Below are 24,579 nucleotides of genomic sequence, written 5' to 3'. Positions count from 1 at the left end.
CAGCTATGTCTACGATCAAAGCAAGGGTGAAAGATTCGCTAGGAGATAAAATGTTCTTGATTGCCGTCTACGTACTTCTGAGTCTTCTGCTCATTGTTGTGCTATATCCGCTTATTTACGTAATTAGCAGTTCGTTCAGCAGTCCTGCTGCGGTCACTTCAGGGAGAGTATGGCTGTGGCCCGTTGAGTTATCGCTCAAAGGGTACAACACCTTAATTCACAATGAAAAAGTGGTGATTGGTTATGCGAATTCACTTTTTTATACAAGTGTAGGAACCATCATCAGTGTCGTGCTTACCATTATGATTGCGTACCCGCTTTCTCGCAAAACCTTCTTCGGCAAAAATGTACTCATGATGTTAATCACATTTACGTTGCTGTTCAGCGGCGGGTTAATTCCGACGTACTTGGTCGTCAAGCAGATGGGACTCATTGATACGAGATGGGCGCTGCTCATTCCGAATGCGATTTGGGTGTGGCAGGTCATCATCACGAGATCATTCTTTCAATCCGCGATTCCAGATGAACTGTTTGATGCCAGTGAAATCGATGGCTGCAGTGACTTCAGGTTTCTGAGAAGCGTTGTTGTTCCGTTATCGAAACCGATCATTGCCGTTCTTGTGCTCATTTATGCTGTCGGCCAGTGGAACGCGTACTTCGATGCCTTGATTTATCTCAAATCGGCTAGTTTGTTCCCACTGCAGTTGATTTTGCGCAGCATCATTATTCTCAATAACAGTTCGAACGCAACAGATGCCTTGAAGCAAGTAGAAAGACAGCAGCTTGCAGAGGCGTTGAAATATTCGCTTATTGTCGTTACAACACTGCCCGTGTTGATTATTTATCCGTTCGTTCAGCGATTTTTTGTGCAAGGCATGTTAGTTGGCTCTGTAAAAGGTTAAGACGCGGAACCATCCCGTGGATGCCATCGAAAGGGGTGATTCATTTCAGGTAATGCTGGCAGTGGATCGTAGATCGGGGTTATACTAAATGTAGGATAAAAGGGAGCGATACATGTGAAAAAGGGTCTTGTAAGCGCACTACTGGTAATAATGATGGCTAGTTTATTTCTAGCTGCATGCTCGAAGGATGATACAGCATCCGTGTCTCCAGCAGCAACGGGAGGGACAAAGACGAGTGGGCCTGTCGCAATCAGCATGTTTGCTCAACAGGATACAGCGATCGACTTGAAGACGAATAAATTCACGAAATTTATGGAAGAAAAGTTCAATGCGAAGTTTAATTTTGAAATTATCCCGTTTGATGGTGCCAAAGAAAAGAGACAGATTTCGCTAGCCAGCGGTGATTATCCCGATTCGTATATGTTGACGGCGTGGATCGATCAATTTTCACAAGCAGACATTCTCAAATATGGGAAGCAAGGCATCTTAATTCCCTTGAACGATCTCATTGACCAGTATGCTCCGAATATCAAAGCCGCTATGGCGAAAGACGCAACACTGAAGAGCTTTAGTACAGCGCCAGATGGCAAGATTTATGGATTGGGCTCGTATACGCAATGCTTCCACTGCTCGTATCCGAACAAAATGTGGATCAATACGAAATGGTTATCCAAAGTGAATATGGAGATGCCAAAAACGACCGAAGATTTCAAGAAAGTACTCCAAGCCTTCAAAAAGAATGATCCTAACGGTAACGGCAAAGCTGATGAAGTTCCGCTAAGTGGATCTACGGAAGATTTTGGGGTGCATATCATTCCGTTCCTCATGAATGGTTTCATTTATGATGATGATCGCAATTACCTGACGATGGCAAATGGCAAGGTCGATACAGCAGCGAATAAGCCCCAGTGGAAAGAAGGCCTCGCGTATATTAAATCTTTGTATGACGAAGGGCTTATTGATCCAGGTGCATTTACGCAAAATGCGGAAGCATTCAAAAAGATTGGTGAGAACGCAGGGACGCAAATTCTTGGGGTAGGCGCAGGCATGCATCCCGCTATTTTCGTAAACATCGATAAAGGAAATAAGAATTCAGCTGATTACAATCCAGTGCCTCCACTTACGGGGCCGAACGGTTCCCTAGCTACACATGATGGTGGCGGTTTGACGCCTGGGGCGAAATTCGTCATTACGAATAAAGCTACAAAAGAAGAACAGATTACGTTGATCAAAATGGTTGATTACATGTTTACGTTTGAAGGTCAAACGAATGCAGCGTCAGGTATGGAAGGGATCGACTGGAGAAAACCAAAAGAAGGCGAAGTTGCATTAGGCAAAGGTGTGAAGCCACTCATGGCATCAATTCCAGCAGTGGAAGGAGAAGCTCCTCATAATGCAGGGTGGAGCGGCATGGGACACTTCTACCAACCGAGTGAATATCGAGACAGCATTGTTCAAGGAACAGATGTCTATGATTCGGCGAACTATGAGCGCAGATTATACAATGCCACGCTCTTGTACCAAGGGCATGAACCGAAAGAGATCTATCCGATCTGGGCGGTTTGGGTTGATCCTGCACAAACAGATGAAGCAAGCATTCTTCAAACGAATCTCAAAAATTATATTGATCAAAGCGCGCTCCAATTCATTACAGGAAATAAGGATTTGAACAAGGATTGGGATGCTTATGTAAAAGGACTGGATAATTTGAAAGTTGGACGTTATCTGGAAATTTTGCAAAAGGCGTATGACAGTTCTTCCTATAAAAAATAAGATCGTTATAGATCGAGTGCTTTATGTTCATGCATAGAGCACTTGATTTTTTTTATTCGAAAAGGAGATGTAGAAAATGACTAGTTCATGGGCTAACCAGTGGGTAAATCATCGGGGTGGGCTGCCTCACTTCAAGGAGAAATTAATTCGCAACGAACCGATCGTCGTCGCTTTTATTGGCGGCTCGATTACCGAAGGTGCAGGGGCATCGGATTTGACGACCACGAGTTGGCGTGCCTTAACCGAGAGCTACTTGAAGCAACGCTATACCGCAGACAAGGTGACGTGTATCAATGCGGGCGTTGGTGGAACGAGTTCTACATTCGGTGCTCACCGATTGCATGAACATGTTTTGTCTCACGGTGAGATTGATTTGCTATTCGTTGAGTTTAGTGTGAACGACGGTTTGGATCGCGACGAATCCATCAGGGGCATGGAAGGGATCGTACGACAATGCCGGCGGCTGTCTCCTCGTACGGATATCTGTTATATCTACACGGCGGCGGATAAAAATTTGACCGAGCACGTGCCATTTAACATAGCTGTGCATGAAGAAGTCGCATCATATTATGACATTCCTTCCGTTAACTTTGCGGCGAGAGTATATAGTTTGATGGAGACAGACGAAGTGCAATGGAACGATCTTGCTTCAGATCGGGTACATCCGAATGATGTGGGACATGCCCGGTATGCGCAGTTTCTGCAGGAGTATCTGGATGTAGCCCTAGATATGAGGGCAGCTAAGGAAATGAATACAGTAGTGATGCCACCACCGCAAGAGCTGGACAATTACGAATACGCAGCCATGTTTGGGGTGGATTTTGCGACGAGTGTGGAAGGTTTTGTAGGGAAGGAATTTTCATCAGAACCGCTTATGAACTGGAGATATGACACGCGACATCTCTACGCAGATACGCTGGATGCCTCACTTTCTTTCACACTGCACGGGCAGAGTGCTGGTGTTGTAGTGCTGTGCGGGCCTGACTCGGGGATATTTGAGTACGCGATCGAAGGTGAGCCGTTCCAAGCCATTCATCTGTTTGATGATTGGTGTTTAAAAGCATATCGTCCCATTATGACGATGTTTCCTATGGATGCAGAGCGGCAAAGTAGACGAATCACAATACGTCCGACAGGGAGAAAGGATGAACGCAGCACGGGCACGAGTCTTCGTATTTTGAAATTGTTAGGTAGCGACTAATTGGAAAATAAGATTGAACTGGGTGCCCTCGCCATGTAAGATAGAGCACATAACAACAAGAGAAAAGGTGCATCTTATGTGGTCGTATACGGTACATTTATTTCGTGATTTGTCGCCTAACGTAAAGCGATTCATCGCGACGGAAAGCCTATTTGGCATCGGAGCAGGCGTGTTTAGCCTTATTCTTAACTTGCATCTATTGGACTTAGGATTCTCCAAAGGCGATATCGGCCGAATAACGTCGCTTGGCGCCTTAACCATTGGCTTAGGCAGTCTGCCTGCAGGCTTCATCGTGAAGCGTGTCGGGCGCAAAACAATGCTCGTCACTGGTATGCTGCTGACTTTTTTTGCTCTCATTCTTTTCGGGATCGGAACTAGCCTTGGTGCGATTACAGCTGCGCAAATAATTTATTCACTGGGCGTTACCGCGATTGTGAATTCGGAAATTCAATTAATTTTCCAATATTGCCGTTCGAAAAAGGAAGAAACAAGCGCATATTCGCTGCTGTTCGCCATATTTACGTTGTTTACTGGCCTCGGCACATGGCTTGGTGGTTATTTGCCGGACTGGATGCCGGGTCATACCACGATGTATCAATATGCCTTCTTTATTGCCGGCGGCTGTTTAGGCCTCTCTGGTATATTACGTTGGATCCTGCTGCCAGCTTCTCATACAACGGAGCAAGCCAAGGGTGCAGAGAAGACTAGCGATGGTCAACGAGCAAAGTCCTCGGAGCTGCCGAGGCGAAGACATGCAATCTACTTTCTGCTGCTGCTTTCTCTGCTTATTTTTAACTCGGGTTTCACGTTCGGATTGCTCAGTCCGTTCTTGAACGTTATTTTGAAATTCCGATTTGGGATGGAAGACGGCAGCATCTCAGGTGTACTGGCTTTGTCCGGATTCTTCTTCTTTATCGGTTCGATCATTATGCCGTATGTCGTTGATAGATGGGGAGGACGCAAGACTTTCATCTTCCTCTTCCTGTATAACATCGTCATCGTGGGGCTGATGGCCATCGCGATGCCAGCCGCCGTGTTCGGGATGCTGCTGCTCATTCGCGGGACGGGCTTCACGATGCTGAACAACTTGACGGATAGTCAATGCATGTCAGCCGTCTCCGAAGAGGATCGCAACCTGTTCGCTGGTATGCGGACGGTTTCCCGCAGTGTCGGCAATACAATTGCCTCCTACTGGGCGGGCTATATTTTGGCCGGTAATCACTATGCTTGGCCATTCCTAATGACGGCGATTGCGCTGCTGGTCGGATATGTCGTGTATACATGGTTCGTCCAAGGAATGTTGGATCGGAGATTGGAAGGGCAGACATGATAGATCTGTGAGTGTAGACATAAAGAGCTCAACCATGTAGAAATGGTGAGCTCTTTTGTATGTCCGCACACGCTTTTTTATGAGAGAAACAAACAGGAAAACCTGCTATGATGAAGATAATATTGAGCTTAGAATGAGAGAAGCAAGAGGGGAAGTAAAGCCATGCTGGCAAACAAAGTGTTTCATAAACTAGGCTTACACATGAGCCCGGCAACTAAGCATAATTTGTATAGTGATTTTGGTTCAGCCTGTTTATTCAGTCTCTTTAATGTGGTCTTTAATCAGTTTTACATCGCACTTGCCATAAGACAAGGGGCTACGAATTTGGAAGTCGGAATTTTGGCAGCTGCTCCGGCCATTGGTTTACTGTTTTCCCCAATTTGGGCAGGGAGAATTGAACAATCGAATCCTAAACCTTTTGTCATCATCCCGAATTTAATTGGCAGAGCGCTCCTGTTGCTTCCGGCATTTTTTGGTGCTCCCAGCGTTTATGTTGTGACCGCTATTATTTTTTACTTTCTAATGGGCATACAAGCACCGGCTTATCCTGCGCTAGTTACCCGTATGTATCAGCCTGAATTACGTGGCCGGCTAATGGGCTACGTGCGAGTTGCCATGGGAGCTATTATGATTCCGCTTGCTTACTTGGTCGGCTCATGGACGGATAAGTCAGGACCGAGTGGAGCGCTGATGGCAGCGGCCATAACAGGTGTCATATCCATTCTTTCGTTAGCACGGGTGAAAGAGATTGCGTTACCAACGAAGGTATCGGCACGCAAATCTTCCTTCAAGGATCAGCTCAAGCTCGTGAGAAATCATCGGGAGCTGGTCGTATTTTTTGCAGCAACGACATTGACGGGCTTTGGTAACATCTTGGCGAGTCCGCTATATCAGATTATCCAAGTCAGAGAGTTGCAGTTGAACAACATTGAAATTGCGATTGCGCGTATTTCTTATTATGTGTGTTTATTAGTGGCGTATTTCGTTGTGGGTTTCGTGATCGACAGATTCTCTGCCAAACAAACGCTGGTCTATGGATTGGCGGCGTTTGCTATTGTTCCTTTACTTTACGGGGTTTTTGGAAATTATCCGGCTGTCATTATTGGCAGTGGAATTCAGGGAATTGGGGATGCAATCTGGGATATTGGCATTCTGGCTTATATTTTTCGTGTCGTCCCTGGTCGTGAAGCCGTCGTATTCGGTCTGCATTTAATGCTGTTTGGTATTCGCGGCTCAATCGCGCCATTAATCAGTACCGGTCTATCCAATTACATGCCGATTTCAGGGTTATTAATTGCGGCTGCCATCTGCGGGTGCATAGGAACAGTTATTTTTTTACTGCAAAAAGATAATAAAGAAAAAACGGAGCCGAAGCCCCGTTATGGATGATTCAGCTCAATCGTAGCTGCAGCGTTGCACGTGATGCATCTATTTGAATGACGGCGAGTTGGTATTCCCCATTGCGGTTACCGTATAAGTCCGGCTTAATATTCAACTCACCCTCGTAATGAACCGTGTAGGCATGCTTATCCATTGCGACTTGGATGACGTGCTCGGTCGTTGTGATGGACGTGATGTCCTTGCCATTCGTGTGAAGCAGCGGCACGCGTAGATAGAGTTCATTATATGTCGGCTCGACGAGTTCAATCGTTAACGAAACACCATCCGCATGGACCAGGTAATGTTCTTTCACACCTTGAACACCCTGCAAATTGCCGCGATAGGTCACTGTGAATTGAACACTTTCTGGCGTTTCCTTGATGACGGATAGTTCGCCCTGAATGCTCTCGTCACAGTACTCGGATAAATATTGAATGCATCCGTCTTCCCGTTTCCAGCCAGGACCGATGGCTAGACAACTTCGATGTATGCCCTCCCGTAACTCGAACGAGTCACCTGCGGAGAACGGAACAGACAGCCCAAGTTCTGTAGGAACGCCAATGCGATGGATGCGACCTAAACCTGTAGCATCGTAATGAGAATCAGCGCAAGTGTCGATTTGGACGGAATAGCCTGCGGCATTCGCGATTATTTTGTGAAAGGATGGGGAGGTGGCCACGACATATCCTCCCACTTCGGCAGGGCATGGCGCTTCAGCAATGGTATCGTCCATGAACAGATAGGCGATGCTTAAGAACGCCCCCATCGTAATCATGTATTTGTCATAGAATCCATAAGATTCGGTGCCATATTTGCTGTCGATCGGATACAAATTCTTAATGTGCCGTGCAGGCGTTTGAACAAGCCACCTCTGAACCGAGGCGATGGCAAGCCGTGCACTTCGTTTGAATGCGCCAGCTTGTTCTACATCACCTAATCGAGCATACCGAACGGCTTCATACTCCGCATTTGCGGCGATGAGAATTTCATTAAATAGGAATTGATTGCTTCTTCCACCGAAGGGGTGCTCAAAGGCTGCAGATTGCAGTTGAAGTGTCCAGAGTCCGGACTTTCGAAGCTGTTCATCTAACGCTGAGGCGAACTCCCCTTGATAACCTAGTCCCAGCAGCAGTTGAATTTGAACTCTTGTCGTCAGATCGTACAACATGGGATTGCCTGGATCGCGGTACATCCCATTCTCATCGAAACGGACCAATTGCGTGGGCCAATGTTCATGGAAATAGGCTTGCGTATCCGTCACGCCTTCTTTCTCCCGTAGAAATTCCCCTGCCATGTTATAAATGTTGATATTATGCAGATGATGCTTGCTTTCTTCATCCCGAATGACGTACTTGTATTGCGTGTAAGGAGAGATCTCACTCAAAAGAGATAGCCACTGAGACTTAGCATCCTCTGTACATCGTGGTCCCATAAAATGTAGGGCAAGCATGATTTCTTTAATGGAGAAGTCAGCGATAGGGTCCTGCTTCAACGTCAATAGTTCGCGGCAGCTCTCTGTCATCATGTGCTCCCACAAAGGTTGCAAATCCTGTAGTCGTCCAGCTGAAATTAAGCATCCAAGCACAGTCAAAATGCGAGAGTAAGATTGCAAATCGAGTCTAGTCTTGCCGTCTTGGCACACGCGGTGTTCAATCTGATGTCGTGTATAGCAATTGAAAGCAAGCTCCATCGTATCCAAATAGCTATCTTTCGTATGTACGGTTGAAAGATCAACGGTCATGTCGAATCGCTCCTCATCTTACTGTTTTTACTTATTGTAAGTGATGAATAAGCAATAGACCATGGACATTACTGAGAGCACCTTAACAAAATTACGATAAGTTCTTATAATGAGACAGAAAGCCCATAAATCGCTCAGAGGATGTTCGATACATGAAAATAACCCAGGTGATGTACTACGAAGCAGGACCGTCTTGGCATCATGATCAATTCGTACAAGATTATGACCTGTTGATGCTCATCACAGACGGCAAGCTTAGATATGTAATTAACGGCACAGAGATTTGCTTGGAAAAAGGCGATGTCCTCTATTTGCCGCATGGAACCGTACGGATTGGATTGCCTGTAAAGGGAGAATCCCACAATAAATACGGCATTCGTTTCATTCCGGATGCTGGCGATGAGGAATTCAGTATGCTGCAAGCGGGCAAGCCGGTAAAGCTCGCTTCGAAGAGACTGCCATTCTTGGAGGAGAGAGTCGGGGCGCTGATGCAGCACTGGAGAACGAAGGACATGTATTATCTTTCGATGTGCAGAGGAATCTTACTTGAAGTTTTGTCCCATGTGAGCCGTGAGCTGCACAGAGGGGTAAACGGAAGAAACCTCCACTTTGTTTATTTGGTTCGGGATTATATTTATGAACATTACCGATCACCGCTTACGGTTAAGGAACTAGCTGAACACGCAGGGAAGACGCCTTCCTATCTCATTACGTGTTTTACGCAGGCATTCGGCTGTCCGCCGCTACAATTCATGCATAAGCTAAGGCTTGCCAAAGCGGAAGAACTGCTCCTTTCGACAGATCGAAGCATTGAAGAGATATCGCTTGAACTCGGATACTGTGACTCGACGTATTTCTATCGTGTGTTTCGGAAGCATCATGGCACTGGACCGTTAGCATTTCGGTTGCAGGTTTAGAGATGGAGGAGGTTGCGAGGCATAAAAGGGAGGGGGAGACCGAACAGTGTTAGCGTATCTAAAACAGGTATACGAAGCTTGGATCGACTATCCTCGAAGAGAGGGAGAGGTCATTCGGGGACAATACCAGATTAAACGTTTCCTAGGAATGGGAAGCTATGGGTTAACCTATTTATGCCTAGACAAGCATTCCGGTCAAGAAGTCGTCGCGAAGCAAGCGAAGCCGAGCAAAGGGCAACTGGGTCAAGACCTATTGCGCCGTGAGGCAACGATCATGAGTCAGTTAGAACATCCTTCGATTCCCCAATGCTACACATCTTTCGAAGAATCGAAACGATTGTATATGATAACCGAGTATATCCAAGGTCGGACCGTGGAAGATATGATTTTTGAACGGGGAGCTCGTTTTGAGGAAAAAGACGCTTTACGCTTCATTCAGCAATTATTGAACATCGTACACTTCATTCACGAGCATGACGTCGTTCACTTAGACATCCGAATTCCGAATGTCATCGTACACGGAAATCACATGAGTCTAATTGATTTTGGTTTAGCTGCTCGCCTAGGAGAACCTGCTCGGATAACAATCGATGCCGATGAAGAACTCATCAGGAGAAGAACGGTACACGTGACTTCAGATTTGTACGCGATCGGCCACTTTTTACTGTATATGCTGTATTCGACTTATGAATCAAGTGATGATCAGGAGGAGGTCATACGGGGATGGGAGGAGGAACTGTCGATTTCCACACAGACGAAGCAACTGATTCGGAAGTTATTGCAAATCGATCCGCCCTATGCGAATGTTCGAGCTTGTCTGGAGGAATTAGATATGCAGTAACGATTGTTGAATAACCCATTCTACTAAACAATTCTGCAATGAAATATTGTATTAATAATAGGATTATTCATGAATGCTTCAAAGTATAAAATCAATTATTAGTAACTATGGACATAAATCGATAACTTAAAAAATAGTTAGTTTCTTCTTTAGATTGTTTAAATGGTCGTAATTCCTCAACTATTTCTTCCTCTTCATGTCTCCATTTCGCTTCTCTAAACTCACTAAGCTTAACTTCATTTTTCCAATAAATATGCTATTTAACAAAGAATTGATGTAAAATAAAGGAATTCAGAGGCTGTTTTTGACAATCATCTAAAGACTGATATAATCCACGCCGTAAGGAGATCCCCATATTGATGTCCAAGAATATATTTGCCGGCAGGAACAGTACAAAAAATGAAAACTTGACAGGGCAGGAACGCGTGCCAACAGAAGGGGGAATACGTTCTGAAAAGCCATCAGGCCCTCCTTCATTTCTAATGCATCCCAATCAAATGATGCAGCTTCAGCAAACCATAGGCAACCGGGCGGTTCAGCGAATGGTGACATCGCGCAATGGTCCAGTAGCGAACGATCGTTCTTTATCCATACCTAATATGCCGAATCCCGTTCTGCAGCTCTACCGCCAAGAAGATGTCGATAAAGCTATTTCAAAGATGTACAGAGTGAAAGAGGACGATTCTGCATACAAGGTCGCTGAAACTCAGGTAAAGGAGATTCTGGAAATAGGAGAGGCAACGGGGTTGTTTGATGAGATTTTTGAAATGGCGGTAAGTGGGCTTGTGTTGAATCCAGACGGACTCCACAAGACGCTCACCGGGTTCAGAGCTAAAATTCGGGAAAGCAGTTCGGGTAAGGCGACATCGGCCAACAAGACCGACAATGAAGCTACTAAATCTGGCACCGGCTTTGTACGCGAGATCTTGTTTGCACTGGAGCAAATCAAAGCAGGTAATACAGCCCAGTTCGGAACGATGATGCCTGATCATCTTACTGATGCTTTAAAGCAAGCAGGAAAGGAACAACAAGCGAGCGAGGTCGATAAGATGCCTATTGGTCTCGGATATGGATGGGGCGGAGATAGCGTCGTGTGGGGGGACAAGGTCGAAACTATCCAGCATAAGGTTGTCGAAGGGGCGCTGGTAGAGACCGTTCGACGCGAGATGATCAAGGCTGTTAAGCAGTTGAACGGACAGAATGAGGAAGTCGCGGTTGAAGGTTCAACCAAAATTGCCGATATCGTCGTTATGCCAACGAATCGGGAATGGTACGATCTGAATCCAGTCGAAATGCAGGAAGTTGTTGCAAAAACTCTGGCATCCAATACATTTCGCAAAAAAACTCTGGCTCAAATCGTCGATCTTGTCCGTATTACATCCGGTGACAAGCAATATTCGTTTGCAGTTAAGAACGGAACTGTTGAATCGCCGGCAATTGAAGCTTCAGATGCTGTAGCGAAGCTGACGCTGAAATCACCCAAGGGATACGATGATAAAGCGATTCAGCGGCCTCCCGATAAACAAATCGCTGATAAGAAAACGACAGCAACTGTCGTCGAGGACCCGCAAAAAGAACGTTCAAAAAAAATTGAAATGCTAAAGAAATCGATCGTTGCCATTGAAAAAGGACGGAACACAGAGTTGGCTGAAAACCAGACAACTAAGGTTTCTATGGATACCAGACAAAAGAGAATCGTTGAAAGAAGTAAATGGAAAAGTCTAGATAAGCAGAGAACAGAGGTCAGTTGGGCGATCGAATTCCCTTCTGAAGCTAAAGAATTAGCTGATGCAGAGAGGGATATTGACAAAGCTATAAATGAATGGGAAGTCAAGTACAAGGACACCAGTTTCAAGTCACTGAAGGATTTTAAATCCGAAAAGGAAACTCTCGAAGAGGAATACAAGGACGAGCAGGTAAAAATTATAGACTATGAAAGTGCCCGAAAAAACCGGGCGACCTATGTGGAAACCCAGATGCAAACAGATTTAAAGATCCGCTATCAGGAGCAGTTTAAAACAGATAAAACAGTTATCAAAAAGCTCACGGATCTCTGGCGCAAGGAAGATGAAGATGGGTTAATGGAACGCGTTGCATCGCTGAGAAAAGAGTGGGCCTTGAAAAATACAGCGCTAGCTCTCAAAGCCGATGAAGCAGACGAACGGGAGGCCAACGGTACAGGAGCCAACAAATTGTTACATGAGAAGAAAGAACGCAACCGTATGGAGAATCAGATGTTAATAGAGCAAAGTCGGAATCACAACGATAATCTATTGAAAATCGTTTTAACCATTTTAGGAAATACAGAAACGGTCGATCTGCTGGCATTAAATATCGGAAAAATAAAATTAGCGACCGGCAATCGCAAGGAAGTGAATGAACTCATGAATGAAGTGACGCAAGTTCTTACACATGCTCATAAATATACCCCTAACAAAATTAGCGAGCCTGAATTCAAAGCTGCTACGGAGGATATGTGCAAAGGTGGAGAATTCGTCAATTTCCAAGGACATATGGCTGAGATTCGTCATGCCATTAGGGCAGCTGCCAATCTATCAGATGAAGCGCGGACGCCGATATATATCGGAACGAAAAAATGGGATGAGAAAGATATCGACAGCAAGAGAGAGCTTCAGGAAGTCGATGTTTCTTATATAGAAAAGGATAATGTTATGCATCTTTGTGAGGTTGCTTACGATTTTAAAACACTAGAGAAAAAGCTGGTCGGAAACAAAGTGTCGCAGCGTGAAGGGTACCAAGCGCTGATTAAGAAATTAGAAATGTCAAACAGATACAAAGAGGTAAAAATGGCATACGTTCTCGACACCGTCCAGGATGGAGAGTTCGAGCAGTTATTCAAGAAAAAAACAAAGCAATCTTCTTCCTCATCCGCAACTAATTCTAACGATAGCGGCAATATGGCCCAATATCTTATCAAAGGTAACATGTCCTTATTTGTCGCTGGCAAGCTTTATACAACAGAGGAATTAAAGAGTTTTTCCTTGCTCTATACGAAAAATGAAACAACTGAAACCCTCTGACGTGAATAAGTAATTCCTTATTACGTCATCCACCTAAGAAGTACGATAACTTATTAAACCGCCCTCTAGGGGGCGGTTGTTTTTTGACTAATAATTAACACTGAGATTTAACATAGCCAAAAAGAAAAAAGCCACTTTCGCGGCTGTGGATTAACTGGAGCTTCCTCCTCTATTCCTATAATAACGCTGTCCATGGGTATGTCCGTATCCGCGATGGTCACTAGAAGAGTAGCGTCGCGTAACATGAACGCGATGATGAGAACTGCTATGTCGGTAATGCCGGCGTCGTCTGGAATGAAGTAGAGATTCGAATAATTTACGCAGTAAATATTTAATCACCTTGCATGCCTCCTTTTGCTGTTTCTTCTATATACGAGAAGAGGGGCAGGTGGTTTCAGCTAGCCATCGACTTGGTCGTGCAAGCGCTCGAGTATACGCCGCTTGCGATATAGCATTTTTGCAGCTTCGCCGACATCCTTCAGCGTGCCGCGATTGATCCATGCGCCGAAGAGAATGCCCGCGATTGGAATGAGCTGGAACAGCTTCTTCCACCCCCAATTATCGCGATACGTAGCGAATACCTCGCGCCAGCCCTGAAGCTGTGAAATCATCTGCACCTTCTCTTTGTCCGCAGTAGCATAGTTGCCCAGTTCTTCGAGAATGGCTTTTTTGCCGACAATGTCGGAGGAGGAGAATTGCAAAACCTTGATGGTGAAGATTCGCTCCTGCTTGTCCTTGGGATCATAGCCATAGCAGATGGCCACTTCTTGAATGGTTTTCAAGGACAGACCAAGGATGGCTGGAATATCAATGGCGAGTGTGAGGATCCCGCCGATCCCGGTCGTTGCGCCTTGCAACGTTGCGATCTTCGAACGATTCAGGATAATCTCATCAGCGGTTTGATCCAGTACTTTCAGCGGCAATGTACCCACGGATGTAATGGAAAGCCCCTCAGTAAGAACATCTCGCTCCCCCCGCTTATACACGTCTTCAACATGCCGCAAGGTCCCCTTCTCAGAAATTAAATATCGCCCGCCTGCTTGCAAATAATTGCCGAGCTCATCCAAGGCTTCACCTATTTTTTTATTCAAAAACTTTGGCGTTAAGCGATCCAGCACCTGAAAAGGAAGGCGTCCGAGCTTCTCCCAGAACCACAGGTCTTTCTGATCAGCTTCCCAGGCTTCGATCTCACGAAGTGCCTGCCGGAGCTCATTGGTGGTATCCGGATGGTGATGGCGTTCAAGATCATTCATGCTGTGCACAACTCCTTTCTACATCGTATACGTATGTAATCGCATTTGGATGCAGGCAAATACGTAATAAGTACCCGCTGACGGGACACTTGGAGAAAGTGTTCCATCAACGGGTACTTGTAGGATTACTCTTTTACGGCTCCAATAACCATGCCTTTAACAAAAAAGCGCTGTAGGAACGGGTAGACGACCAGAATCGGAATCATCGCGATGAAGATTTGTGCTGCTTTGACACTTCGATTGGATAACAATTCTAAATCTTCAAAATCAATCCCCGTTTTACTGAGGTCGCGTGCGACAACGATGGTCTGCAGGAGAGTGGCTAGCGGCCACTGTTCAGGTGATCTCATATATAACATACCATCAAACCAGTTGTTCCAATGGCCTACCAGTGTGAATAAGGAAAGGGTGGCCAGGGCAGGCATCGATATCGGTAAGTAAACCGAGAAGAAAATTCGGAAGGATGTGGCCCCATCCATCGTAGCTGCCTCATCCAATTCTTTGGGCACCGCACGGAAAAAATTCATCATGAGTATGATATTCCAGACATTGAGTAGATGCGGAAGGATGTAGACCCAGAACGAACCAACCAATCCGATCTTTTGAATGAGCAGATAGTGGGGAATAAGTCCGGCATCGAAAATCATAATGATCAGGAAAAACCAGACGTAAAAGTTGCGTGGCTTGAAATCAATGCTGCTTCTGGACAAAGGGAAGGCGGCGAGAACGGTGACCATCATGGCCATTACTGTTCCAATGAGGCTGCGCCATACCGAGATTTGAATGGCATGTAGGAAGTTGTCATTTTGAAAGGTTTTTACATAGCTGTCCAGATTAAAATCAATCGGGAACAGTGTGACCAGATTGGATTCGGCGGCTGTTTTTCCACTGAGAGAGACGGCAAAGATATGAAGCATAGGCAAAATACAAAGAATGGAGACAAGGATCAGAAGCGTGACATTCACATAGTAAAACACTTTGTAGGATGGATTTTTATAATACATAGCCTGTTCCTCCGCTGTTCGTCATTTTTAAAATACACGGTAATTCGTCCATTTGTGCGATATGTAGTATCCAGCGCTGATCAGGATAAACCCGACGGCCGATTTGAATAAGCCAACCGTGGCAGCTAAGCTGTATTGCCCTCCCTGGAAGTTACGGAAAACAAACGTGTCGATAATGTCTCCCTTTTGAAGGACAAGTGGATTAATGAGGTTGTAGATTTGATCGAAGTTGGCATTCAGCATATTCCCTAGGGACAAGGTGAATACGACAACCATGATTGGAAGCAGGGAAGGAAGCGTAATATGGATGGTCTGCTGCCATCTACCAGCGCCATCGATTTCAGCGGCTTCATACAGATCTGGATTAATACCGGACAAGGCGGCAAGGAAGACGATCGCGGAGAAGCCGAATTCTTTCCATAAATCACTCACAATGACGGTAAAACGAAACCAATTCGCTTCTCCCAGAAACATGATGGGCTGTATATGAAGGGCTGCAACTAACCGGTTTAGAACACCGTCGAGTGAAAGCACGTCCAACAAGATACCCCCCAATATAACCCATGACATGAAATGGGGCAGGTACACCATGGTTTGAATGGAGCGTTTCAACTTCATATTGCGGAGTTCATTGATGAGTAAGGCAAAGGTGACGGGGACTGCCAATCCAAAAATGATTTTCAAAACAGAAATAATTAACGTGTTCCAAATGACTTGAACGGAGCCTTTCATCGTAAATATAAGTTGGAAATTATCCAAACCTACCCATCTAGATCCAGAAATGCCAAGCCATGGTTTGAAGTCCTGAAACGCCATGATGATTCCCGGCATGGGGGCATATTTAAAGATGAGAGCTACTAATACTGCAGGCAGCAGCATGAGATGAAGCCTCCATGTTTTGCGAAGGGGATGATTTCGTTTCTCTTTTACTCTTGCTGATACGGGTGACGATGATGTTATAATGACGGTATCTTTCATACATTATTTTCCTCCTCGACTTGCATCTTCTGTATGTTCATCTTAGGATGGAAGCGTTTTTTTGTATAGAACACATATTAAAGGTGACTGTCAATATCTTAAGGAGGTTGTGCAATGAAGCGGCACTGGCCTATATTCTTGAAAATCAATGGTGTCATCCTCATTCTATTAATTCCCATTGTCATTCTATTTGCGTATTTCAGCAGGACAAGCTTTCAGGTCATTGACTCACAGATCACGGCGTACAACGAAAGCCAGCTGCAGTTTTTGAAAAACCAGATTGAAGTAGGTGCCGAACGCCTGTCCCTTTCGTCCAGTGTTTTGGCGCGTGATTCCTCGATTTTGAAGCTTCAGACGAGTATTCTGACGAAGGACTACTACGGGATGATTGACTTTCAAACGCAGGTAAAAGAAAAACTCTTTCTTCAGAGCTTCTCCAGTAACTGGACCAATGATTTATCTATCTATTTACCCGATACCCAAAGGAGAATATCGACAAATCCGAATGATCGGTACGATCAAAGTGTCCTTGAAACGGCTGATAACGGAAAATGGCATTTTCGTCCAGGTGGCTCTAATGAAACACCTTACTATCAACTGTTCATCTGGGATCCGTACTTTTCCAAAAGTAGTCCACAGACGGTAAGTGCGATTTATGAGGTGCGTTTTGGGCTAGACAATATTAGGAAAATGCTAGGCTCCTACAAACGAGATAGTCCGGGTTACTCTTTTTTATTAACAAGCACCGGCGAGGTGTTCTCGGTTTCTGATGCAAGGGATGATGATTTAGAAAAATTAGGAGAAAGACTTCTTCGGGAAGGCTTGAACGAAGGCGGGCATCGGAGCATACAGCTTGAAGAGCAGAAAGCCTATTTGAGTTACACCCATCTGCCAAGTATCGATGCTTATTTGATTGATTATGTCCCATTAAACACGTTTCACGCACCAATTATTAAGAGCAGAAATTTGTTTTATATCAGCATGTTCGTGCTGCTTCTTCTTGGATTTGCAACTTCGTATCTCTTGTATCTGCATGTGCAGAAGCCGATTTCTTTTATCATGAAAGGGCTCAAGCATATGGAGATGGGCGACTATTCATTCCGGATCAATAAGCGGTTTCATAATGAATTTGATTACATGATGCTGCGATTTAATGATATGGGGGATGAGATCCAACATTTGATAACTAATGTATACGAGGAACAAAATCGTTCCCGCCTGGCAACGTTAAAGCAGTTGCAATCGCAGATCAATCCCCATTTTCTGTACAATTGTCTGTCTTTCATTGCGGGTTGTGCCAAAGCTGGCTATACTGACACGATTAAACAGATGACGTATCATTTAGGCGATTATTATCGCTATACCACAAGAGTCGAGAACCAGATGCCTTTGTTAAAAGAGGAGGTTGATTTGGTCAATCACTACTTGAACATTTATTCGTTAAGGCTTGAACGTCTTGATTATCAGATTGATATTCCAGCGGATATGCTGCATGAACCGGTTATGAGGCTTATTCTCCAACCCGTTGTAGAAAATGCAATTGTGCATGGCATAGAACCCAAACCAGGACGAGGAACCATTATTGTCTCGGGTCGCCGTGAGGCCGACTGGAATGTGCTTGTGGTAGAAGATAGCGGTGTGGGGATGACGGAGCAGGAGATCGGGGCGTATGTACAGAGTTTGGAGCGTCCAATGGATGAGCATACAGGGTGTGGATTGTGGAACGTCAATCAACGATTAGTGCAACGATTTGGATCTGAGGCCAGTGTCAGCATTACGGCTTCGAGTCGATTGTCAGGGCTTAGCGTAGCACTTCGTTGGAATGAGAATAAGGTAGGGAGGCTCGGCAGCCATGATTCAGCTTCTGCTAGTTGATGATGAACCCATGCTATTAAAGAGTATGGTTGAAAATGATTGGAGAAGTATCGGTGTGGAATACGTCTTTCAGGCGGCCTCGGGGATGGAAGCCGTAGAGGTGCTAAAGAAAACACCGATCGATATTGTCGTCACGGATATCCGGATGCCGGGCATGAATGGGCTGCAATTATGCAAACATATACAGGATCACTTTCCCCGTACCAAATGCATTTTGCTTTCGGGTTACGGTGAATTCGAGTACGCACGTCAGGCCATCATGTACGGTACGGTGAATTATTTGTTAAAGCCGATTAAGGACGAAGAGTTGATGGAGGAGGTGTCTCGTGTTAAGACGCTTTTCCAAGAGGAATGGGAGCATGTAGGCTCCTTGGAAAGGGCACGTCAGACACTCCATGTTCACCTGCCATTATTAAGATCCAATTTATTAAATAACTTGTTAACGGGTGGAGCGATGTCGTCCTCCGCATTAGCAGAGCGAATGAAGGAGTACCAGCTTCCGTTTGAACCGGGGATGAACTGTTCTTTTATCCTTGTAAGAATGGATGGCGGGTTTGGAGATGCGGTCGGCGGTGACGATTTGTTATACGAATACGCTGTCCATAATATTGCTTGCGAAATTCTAGAGCTGGAGTACAACGTCTGGTATTGTAAGGATGCATTCGGGTATTTATGCTTTTTGCTGCAGGACAGAGGCATGAAAGGGTCTCTCGAACCTATGGGTGATACAGGTTTAGAGAATTTGGCGTATGAACTGCAATTGAAAGTCTCGGCCTTTTTGAAGGGGCAAGTATCCGTCTTGATAAGTGATGAGGGACTATTTCCAGATGAACTCGCGCTGCATTATCGCAAATCGCTGAATGAATTTCGTAAGGTTCCCCGAAGTGATAGGCAAATTATGATCTTGTCCGGGAAGCCTCGCGTGCAATCGAGGTCGCTGCAATCCTTATACAGTCCGCCAAGTATCCAGCAGCTATTAGAAGCGGGACGGTGGGGGGATGTTCGTAACAAATTGCGTGAAGTTTTCGAAGAAATGAGCGCTAAGAAAATGGATACGGAAGAAAACATGATGGAAGTTATTTATACCTTGATGAATGCTTTTTTGTATATTGCGCATCTGCAGGGCAAAACCTTGATGGAAGTATCGGGGTTAGAGACGGACGTGTCGTCAGATCCACGATCTTTTAACAGAGCGGACCAAGTCATGGAGTGGGCGGTAGGGGTACTGGAAAGCATGGAATCTGGCAGCATTCGTGAATTCAAGGACGGTAAAAACCAACTTATTTCCAAGATTCATCGATTTATTGAAACGCATATTGCACAAGATGTTTCCCTGCAAACGATCGCAGATCATGTGACCCTGCACCCGGTATATTTATCAACCATGTATAAGCAGGAAATGAAAGAAAATATCAGTGATTTCATCATGCGTTATAGGATGGAAAAGGCAGCGGTTATGCTGAGTTCAACGGATATCAAAATCTATGAGCTAGCAAGCCAAATGGGCTTCCAAAACCCGCCTTATTTTAGCAAATTATTTAAAAATTATTACGGGGTTACACCCCAAGAGTACAGAGATCGGTATATCACGCAATCTTAACAATTTCATACACCATCTTAAAACTTTATCACTTACTCCGCTGAAAGCGCTGTATTAATATAAAGGTGCAACGCAATACAGCTTAAGGGAGGATCTTGATAGAAAATGGGTAAACAACGATATCTGCTTGCTCTTGCAGTGATTATGACGTTCTCTTTTGTAACCGCTTGTACGCAAAGCACAAATTCTGGCGAAAAGGGAGCTGAAACTTCGCCGACGTCTGCTGTACAGAAGGGTGCGCCTGCTGAAGCCATTCAGAAGGGAACATACAAGTTTGAAACACCAGTGACCATCACGACAGTCAAAGCCACGGACGCCACCATGAAGTTCAAGAATGGTGAGACGATGGAAAACAATGTGCACACGAAGTGGGCACACGATCAACTAGGTGTTGATATGAAGGTTTTGTGGCAAGTGCCCGGCGAACAATTCAATACGAAACTGAGATTGATGCTGACAGCCAACGAATCATTGCCGGATGTGCTGACCACACAGGATATGACGTTGTTAGACGAATTGATTCAATCCGGTAAGTATCGAGATATCACAGCAGATTTTGAGAAATATGCGTCTCCCAAAATGAAACAAATCTACAACTCGAACCCATTAAATTGGAGTCAAGTCACCTATGGTGGTAAAAAAATGGCCATTCCGAACTTCGCTATTGCTGGGAATGACAACCCCGTGATGTGGATCAGACAGGATTGGTTAGATAAACTTGGTATGAAAGCGCCTAAGACATTTGAAGAGTTGGAAGTTGTCATGCAGGCTTTTTTGGAGAAAAAGCCTGGTGGATCTGACAATGTGATCCCGCTTGGAGCAAGTTTGGGCTCAGGTGGATCTTCCCCCAATCCGTTCACAAGCTGGTTGGGAGAGACTTCATGGGTGTTCGGGGCTTTAGGCACGGTACCTTATCAGTGGTTGGAGAAGGATGGGAAATTAATCCATGGATCGACGCTTCCGGCGATGAAAGACGGCTTGTCGAAGCTTAGGGATTGGTATAATAAAGGCTATCTTTCGAAAGAAGCTGGCCTTCATGACGAGAATAAATTGGCTGAAATGATCGCGCAAGGTCGCGTAGGTATCGTAGTTGCTCCATCGTGGATGTCCGGCTGGCCGAACACCGATATGCAGAAGAATGTGGCGGGGTCCATCATGAAGCCGTATCCGCTGCCAACGCTGAATGGCAAAATAGAAGCCCGTGACACGACTTACTTACGAGGCGGCTTATTGGTTAAGAAAGACTTTGAACATGTGGATGCCCTATTCCTATACTTGAACCGGATATTTGCTGCTGTAAACCCTGAAGAGGGCAGCGAGTTTGTGAACGGGTGGGCGAAGGATTACGATTATACCATTAAAGCGGATGGCACCTACTCCGTGACCGAAGCGGATATTCCGGGAGGCAAAGTCAGTCCGGCTAAATATTTGCTCATCGAACCGAAAGATCCATTCATCAGCATGAAGTTGCGAGCAGACGTAAGTAGAGGAAAAGCGCCAGTAACGCCGAGTGAAAAGAAAATAGCAGTCAGCGGACAGGATAGCCTTAAGGCAGCTGAGATTGTCGATGATGGCTGGAAAGCCGGTATCTATATACCTCAAGCGTACACGGGCGCGAATACGCCGGCGATGCAATCCAAAGGCGGTATTCTCGTCAAGTTAGAGGGAGATACGTTTATCAATATTATTTATGGTAAAAAACCGGTTACCGAATTCGATAACTTTGTGAAAGAGTGGAAGAGCCTCGGTGGCGATGATATGACGAAAGAAGTGAATGATTGGTACTCGAAAATGAAGAAATAGGATGAGGGAGCCCGCTGGAAATCAGCGGGCTTTTTGTTAAAATACGCCGAATGACAAAGATGAAGCGGGAGTGAATAGATCGTGAGTCAACCGGGAAAAGAACAGGATGTAAGAGGTTTTGTCAGAGCGAAAGGAAGTAAACTTGTGAATGGAGATGGCCGAGAAATCATTCTGCGGGGTGTCGGATTTGGCAATTGGCTGCTACCAGAAGGGTATATGTGGAAATTTCCAGAGCAAGGGGATCGGCCTCGACGGATCGAACGAATGGTTGAGAATTTAGTTGGTCCTGTGAAAGCTGAATGGTTCTGGGAGCTCTATTACGAAAGGTATATAGCAGAGGCAGATATCGAACGAATTGCGGGAGAAGGCTTTAATTCCGTAAGAATTCCAGTTAATGCACGTTTCCTGATGGAAGATGGAGAGACGCTTCAGATCAAGGAGCATCATCTGGCTTATATCGATAGAGTAATCAAATGGTGTAGAGATTACCGCCTCTATGTCATCCTAGATTTGCACGGTGCGCCTGGGGGGCAGACGGGTTCAAATATTGACGATTCGGAGAAGGATCATCCCAACTTATTTACGGATGAAAATAACAAGCAGTTAACTGTCGGTTTATGGCGGATGCTGGCTGACCGTTATAAAGACGAATGGATTGTGGCTGGTTACGATTTATTAAACGAGCCGCTGCCAGATTGGTTTTCAGCCTATAATCACCACATTATGCCGCTTTACAAGGAGATTGTCAGGGCTATCCGGGAAGTGGATGCGCGTCATATGATCATTCTGGAAGGCGTTCATTGGGCGACGGATTGGTCTATTTTTACCGAAAAGTTGGATGATAACCTGATGCTTCAATTTCATAAATACTGGAGTAATCCTGACACAGAGAGTCTAAGCCCTTATTTGGCAAAAAGAGAGGAATGGAACGTGCCGATCTTTATGGGCGAAGGCGGGGAAAATAGTAACGAATGGTACATCGGTGCCTTTCAATTATTTGAGGAGCACGGCATTTCATGGAACTTCTGGCCATGGAAAAAGTTAGACACGGAGAATACTCCTTGCTCTATTAACATGCCGAACAATTGGCATTTGTTAACCGGATATTTGGAAGGGAGAGACTGCCCCAATCCAGTTGTCGCTGAGAGCATATTATGGGAATTCCTAAACAATCTAGCGTTGGGGAATTGCATCTATCATTCGGATGTTGTTCGATCTCTATTTCGGAGAGCACCGATTCGAATTCCTGCAATCTTTTACGGGTTTAAAGGGAAGGGTGTCAGCTTTGGAACGACCTCAGACCATGAGAATCTCATAGGATTCCGTGAACAGGACTGCACCGATATCCGTTTTGTGGAAGGAGGAGAGTTGAGGTCAAATTTTTGGCATGGCCGGGGCAAGTCAGATAAACGCGTGTTCGTTCAATTAGCTGCAGGTGAATGGCTAGCTTATGATGTTACGGTCAACGCTTCGCATGCATCCCAATGTACGATTCGGATGATGATTAGCTCCGTCGAAGAGAGCGCTTGTATAAAGCTCACAATGAATGGTGAGGATTTCGGTAGCATGGAAGTCGCTGGGGACACGGATAGCTGGCAGCAAGTTGAACGAATCGTCAGGACTCCACTGGAAACGGAACAGATGAGTTTGGTCATTCGGGCAGAGCAGAATGCAGTCCGGATTGAATGGATTGAAATTGTGTAGGAAATGCATAAAATCTTAACAAATTCCTAGGTCATCTTAAAACTTTATCTCTACCTCGAATGTAAGCGCTGTAATAAGATGAAGTAGGGGTGATCATAGTGAAGTTTACGAAGAGGATCGTGGTAGCAATGACGATTCTCCCGATAGTTGGAGTCATCGTCTTTTATGCTTCCGTGGGGGCTGATTCGGGCCAGACTTCGATTGCGATGGTGAATGGCAGCGTGATCACATCACAAGAATTCAAGGGTGAGTTGGATAAGCAACGAACCTCGGTCATCGACTATTTTTATCGGACCAAAGGTGTGAACTACGGAAAGAATTTCTGGGAAACGGACTATCATGGCGAGAATCCGGAAGAGATGGCTAAACAGAGAGCCTTGGATGAAATCATTCGACTCAAGATTGAACTGGAGCTGGCTGAACATCATGGTCTGATACAAGGTACTTCCTATGAGGATTTGCTCCATGAGATGGATAAAGAGAATAAGCGAAGACTGGCCGCTGTTAAAGCTCGTGAACCTATTTATGGACCCGTCCAACTGGATGAAAGTACCTTCATGACCTATTACATAAGCAAACTAAGGACGCAATTGAAGGAATCGTTGTCTGAGGTTGAACTGAACGTGACCGAAGATGAACTCAAGCGGCATTATGAGCTTCTCAAGGATACGTTGTTTACGCAGGAGGACAGGATTAGATTTCAGAAAATCTCTGTTTCTTATAAGGGAGATGTACAGAGCAGCCATGCAAACAAGCCATCCATCAAGAAACGAATGGACGCCATTAAACTTCTTTTAGATCAAGGAAAAGAGATGGATCAAGCGATAAGTGAACTGCAAGGTGAGAACGATGCGTTCATGCTCCGATTTACTGAGGAGAACTTGAATAAGGATAACGCTGGCACCTATTTCAAGTCTCAGGCGGTTCTCTATTCCGTACTTGCAGATAACTTGGGCGTTAATCAGGTAAGTGCTGTACTGGATGAGACGATGCAGGGCGAGTATGTGATTGTAAAGGTCGTGGCTCGAGAAAAAACTGGCTATAAAAACTATGAAGAGAGTAAACGTAATGTGTGGAGAAATTATGTGGACGTTGCATACGGTGACTATTTGGATAAGCTCATTCGAGAAGCTAAGATTGATATTGATGAAAGCACTTATAAAAAGATTCATATCCATTAAATGTTTTTTACAATATTCTTGGAAGCGGTTACTCGACCTCGAGGGGAGTCGCCGT

17 protein-coding genes are annotated in these 24,579 nt (G+C 45.1%); 13 read left to right on the top strand and 4 right to left on the bottom strand.

What is annotated here, in order from left to right; translation table 11 throughout:
• Nucleotides 1-5 precede the first annotated feature (5 nt).
• The 5 genes from AC58QT_RS20485 (at nucleotide 6) to AC58QT_RS20465 (ending at nucleotide 6,595) form a co-directional block, all read left to right on the top strand.
• On the top strand, nucleotides 6-902 hold the full coding sequence (locus tag AC58QT_RS20485) for a carbohydrate ABC transporter permease (protein WP_310499253.1): 897 nt from the start codon (nucleotides 6-8) through the stop codon (nucleotides 900-902).
• A 114-nt stretch (nucleotides 903-1,016) separates the two neighbouring features.
• Nucleotides 1,017-2,675 carry an extracellular solute-binding protein gene (locus AC58QT_RS20480; protein ID WP_497410648.1) on the top strand — a complete coding sequence of 553 codons (1,659 nt, stop codon included), beginning with the start codon at nucleotides 1,017-1,019 and terminating at the stop codon, nucleotides 2,673-2,675.
• 76 nt (nucleotides 2,676-2,751) lie between these two features.
• Nucleotides 2,752-3,876 (top strand): SGNH/GDSL hydrolase family protein, encoded by a 1,125-nt coding sequence (locus AC58QT_RS20475; protein ID WP_497410647.1) that lies wholly within the window; start codon nucleotides 2,752-2,754, stop codon nucleotides 3,874-3,876.
• A 76-nt stretch (nucleotides 3,877-3,952) separates the two neighbouring features.
• The gene (locus AC58QT_RS20470) at nucleotides 3,953-5,206 is read left to right on the top strand and encodes an MFS transporter (RefSeq protein WP_497410646.1); all 1,254 of its coding nucleotides are present in this window, start codon (nucleotides 3,953-3,955) and stop codon (nucleotides 5,204-5,206) included.
• Between the two features lie 162 nt (nucleotides 5,207-5,368).
• Complete coding sequence (locus AC58QT_RS20465) at nucleotides 5,369-6,595, top strand: MFS transporter (RefSeq protein WP_497410645.1); 1,227 nt, start codon at nucleotides 5,369-5,371, stop codon at nucleotides 6,593-6,595.
• Nucleotide 6,596: 1 nt separating this feature from the next.
• Here the strand turns inward: AC58QT_RS20465 and AC58QT_RS20460 are convergent, their stop codons facing one another.
• A complete protein-coding gene (locus AC58QT_RS20460) occupies nucleotides 6,597-8,327 on the bottom strand; it encodes a hypothetical protein (RefSeq protein ID WP_497410644.1) in 1,731 nt (576 codons plus the stop codon).
• A gap of 152 nt (nucleotides 8,328-8,479) precedes the next feature.
• Here AC58QT_RS20460 and AC58QT_RS20455 point away from each other — a divergent pair, with 152 nt between their 5' ends.
• The 3 genes from AC58QT_RS20455 to AC58QT_RS20445 all read left to right on the top strand — a co-directional run bounded on the left by AC58QT_RS20455 (nucleotide 8,480) and on the right by AC58QT_RS20445 (nucleotide 13,126).
• Nucleotides 8,480-9,244, top strand: a complete 765-nt coding sequence (locus AC58QT_RS20455) for a helix-turn-helix domain-containing protein (protein ID WP_497410643.1) — start codon at nucleotides 8,480-8,482, stop codon at nucleotides 9,242-9,244.
• 46 nt (nucleotides 9,245-9,290) lie between these two features.
• Nucleotides 9,291-10,085: a serine/threonine protein kinase gene (locus AC58QT_RS20450; RefSeq protein ID WP_497410642.1), complete on the top strand. Its 795-nt coding sequence runs from the start codon at nucleotides 9,291-9,293 to the stop codon at nucleotides 10,083-10,085.
• A 359-nt stretch (nucleotides 10,086-10,444) separates the two neighbouring features.
• Complete coding sequence (locus tag AC58QT_RS20445; protein WP_497410641.1) at nucleotides 10,445-13,126, top strand: hypothetical protein; 2,682 nt, start codon at nucleotides 10,445-10,447, stop codon at nucleotides 13,124-13,126.
• A 398-nt stretch (nucleotides 13,127-13,524) separates the two neighbouring features.
• On the opposite strand, the gene AC58QT_RS20440 is transcribed toward AC58QT_RS20445, so the two are convergent.
• From AC58QT_RS20440 to AC58QT_RS20430, 3 genes are all read right to left on the bottom strand, one after another.
• Nucleotides 13,525-14,379 carry an EcsC family protein gene (locus tag AC58QT_RS20440; RefSeq protein ID WP_497410640.1) on the bottom strand — a complete coding sequence of 285 codons (855 nt, stop codon included), beginning with the start codon at nucleotides 14,377-14,379 and terminating at the stop codon, nucleotides 13,525-13,527.
• Between the two features lie 125 nt (nucleotides 14,380-14,504).
• Nucleotides 14,505-15,383 (bottom strand): carbohydrate ABC transporter permease, encoded by an 879-nt coding sequence (locus tag AC58QT_RS20435; RefSeq protein ID WP_497410639.1) that lies wholly within the window; start codon nucleotides 15,381-15,383, stop codon nucleotides 14,505-14,507.
• A 27-nt stretch (nucleotides 15,384-15,410) separates the two neighbouring features.
• The gene (locus tag AC58QT_RS20430; protein ID WP_397340709.1) at nucleotides 15,411-16,361 is read right to left on the bottom strand and encodes an ABC transporter permease; all 951 of its coding nucleotides are present in this window, start codon (nucleotides 16,359-16,361) and stop codon (nucleotides 15,411-15,413) included.
• A gap of 114 nt (nucleotides 16,362-16,475) precedes the next feature.
• Here AC58QT_RS20430 and AC58QT_RS20425 point away from each other — a divergent pair, with 114 nt between their 5' ends.
• The 5 genes from AC58QT_RS20425 to AC58QT_RS20405 all read left to right on the top strand — a co-directional run bounded on the left by AC58QT_RS20425 (nucleotide 16,476) and on the right by AC58QT_RS20405 (nucleotide 24,524).
• Nucleotides 16,476-18,236 carry a cache domain-containing sensor histidine kinase gene (locus AC58QT_RS20425; RefSeq protein ID WP_497410638.1) on the top strand — a complete coding sequence of 587 codons (1,761 nt, stop codon included), beginning with the start codon at nucleotides 16,476-16,478 and terminating at the stop codon, nucleotides 18,234-18,236.
• Nucleotides 18,214-19,836, top strand: coding sequence for a response regulator transcription factor (locus AC58QT_RS20420; RefSeq protein WP_497410637.1), 1,623 nt, complete (start codon nucleotides 18,214-18,216; stop codon nucleotides 19,834-19,836). Before AC58QT_RS20425 ends, AC58QT_RS20420 begins: the two co-directional genes overlap by 23 nt.
• A 105-nt stretch (nucleotides 19,837-19,941) precedes the next feature.
• A complete protein-coding gene (locus AC58QT_RS20415) occupies nucleotides 19,942-21,639 on the top strand; it encodes a type 2 periplasmic-binding domain-containing protein (RefSeq protein WP_497410636.1) in 1,698 nt (565 codons plus the stop codon).
• Nucleotides 21,640-21,720: 81 nt separating this feature from the next.
• Entirely contained in the window at nucleotides 21,721-23,343 is a 1,623-nt protein-coding gene (locus tag AC58QT_RS20410) for a cellulase family glycosylhydrolase (protein ID WP_497410635.1), read from the top strand.
• Between the two features lie 98 nt (nucleotides 23,344-23,441).
• Nucleotides 23,442-24,524 (top strand): peptidylprolyl isomerase, encoded by a 1,083-nt coding sequence (locus AC58QT_RS20405; RefSeq protein ID WP_497410634.1) that lies wholly within the window; start codon nucleotides 23,442-23,444, stop codon nucleotides 24,522-24,524.
• The last annotated feature ends 55 nt before the right edge of the window (nucleotides 24,525-24,579 follow it).

This window comes from Paenibacillus sp. J31R109 (genome assembly GCF_059692055.1).
This window is presented reverse-complemented; position numbering and strand designations above follow the sequence as displayed.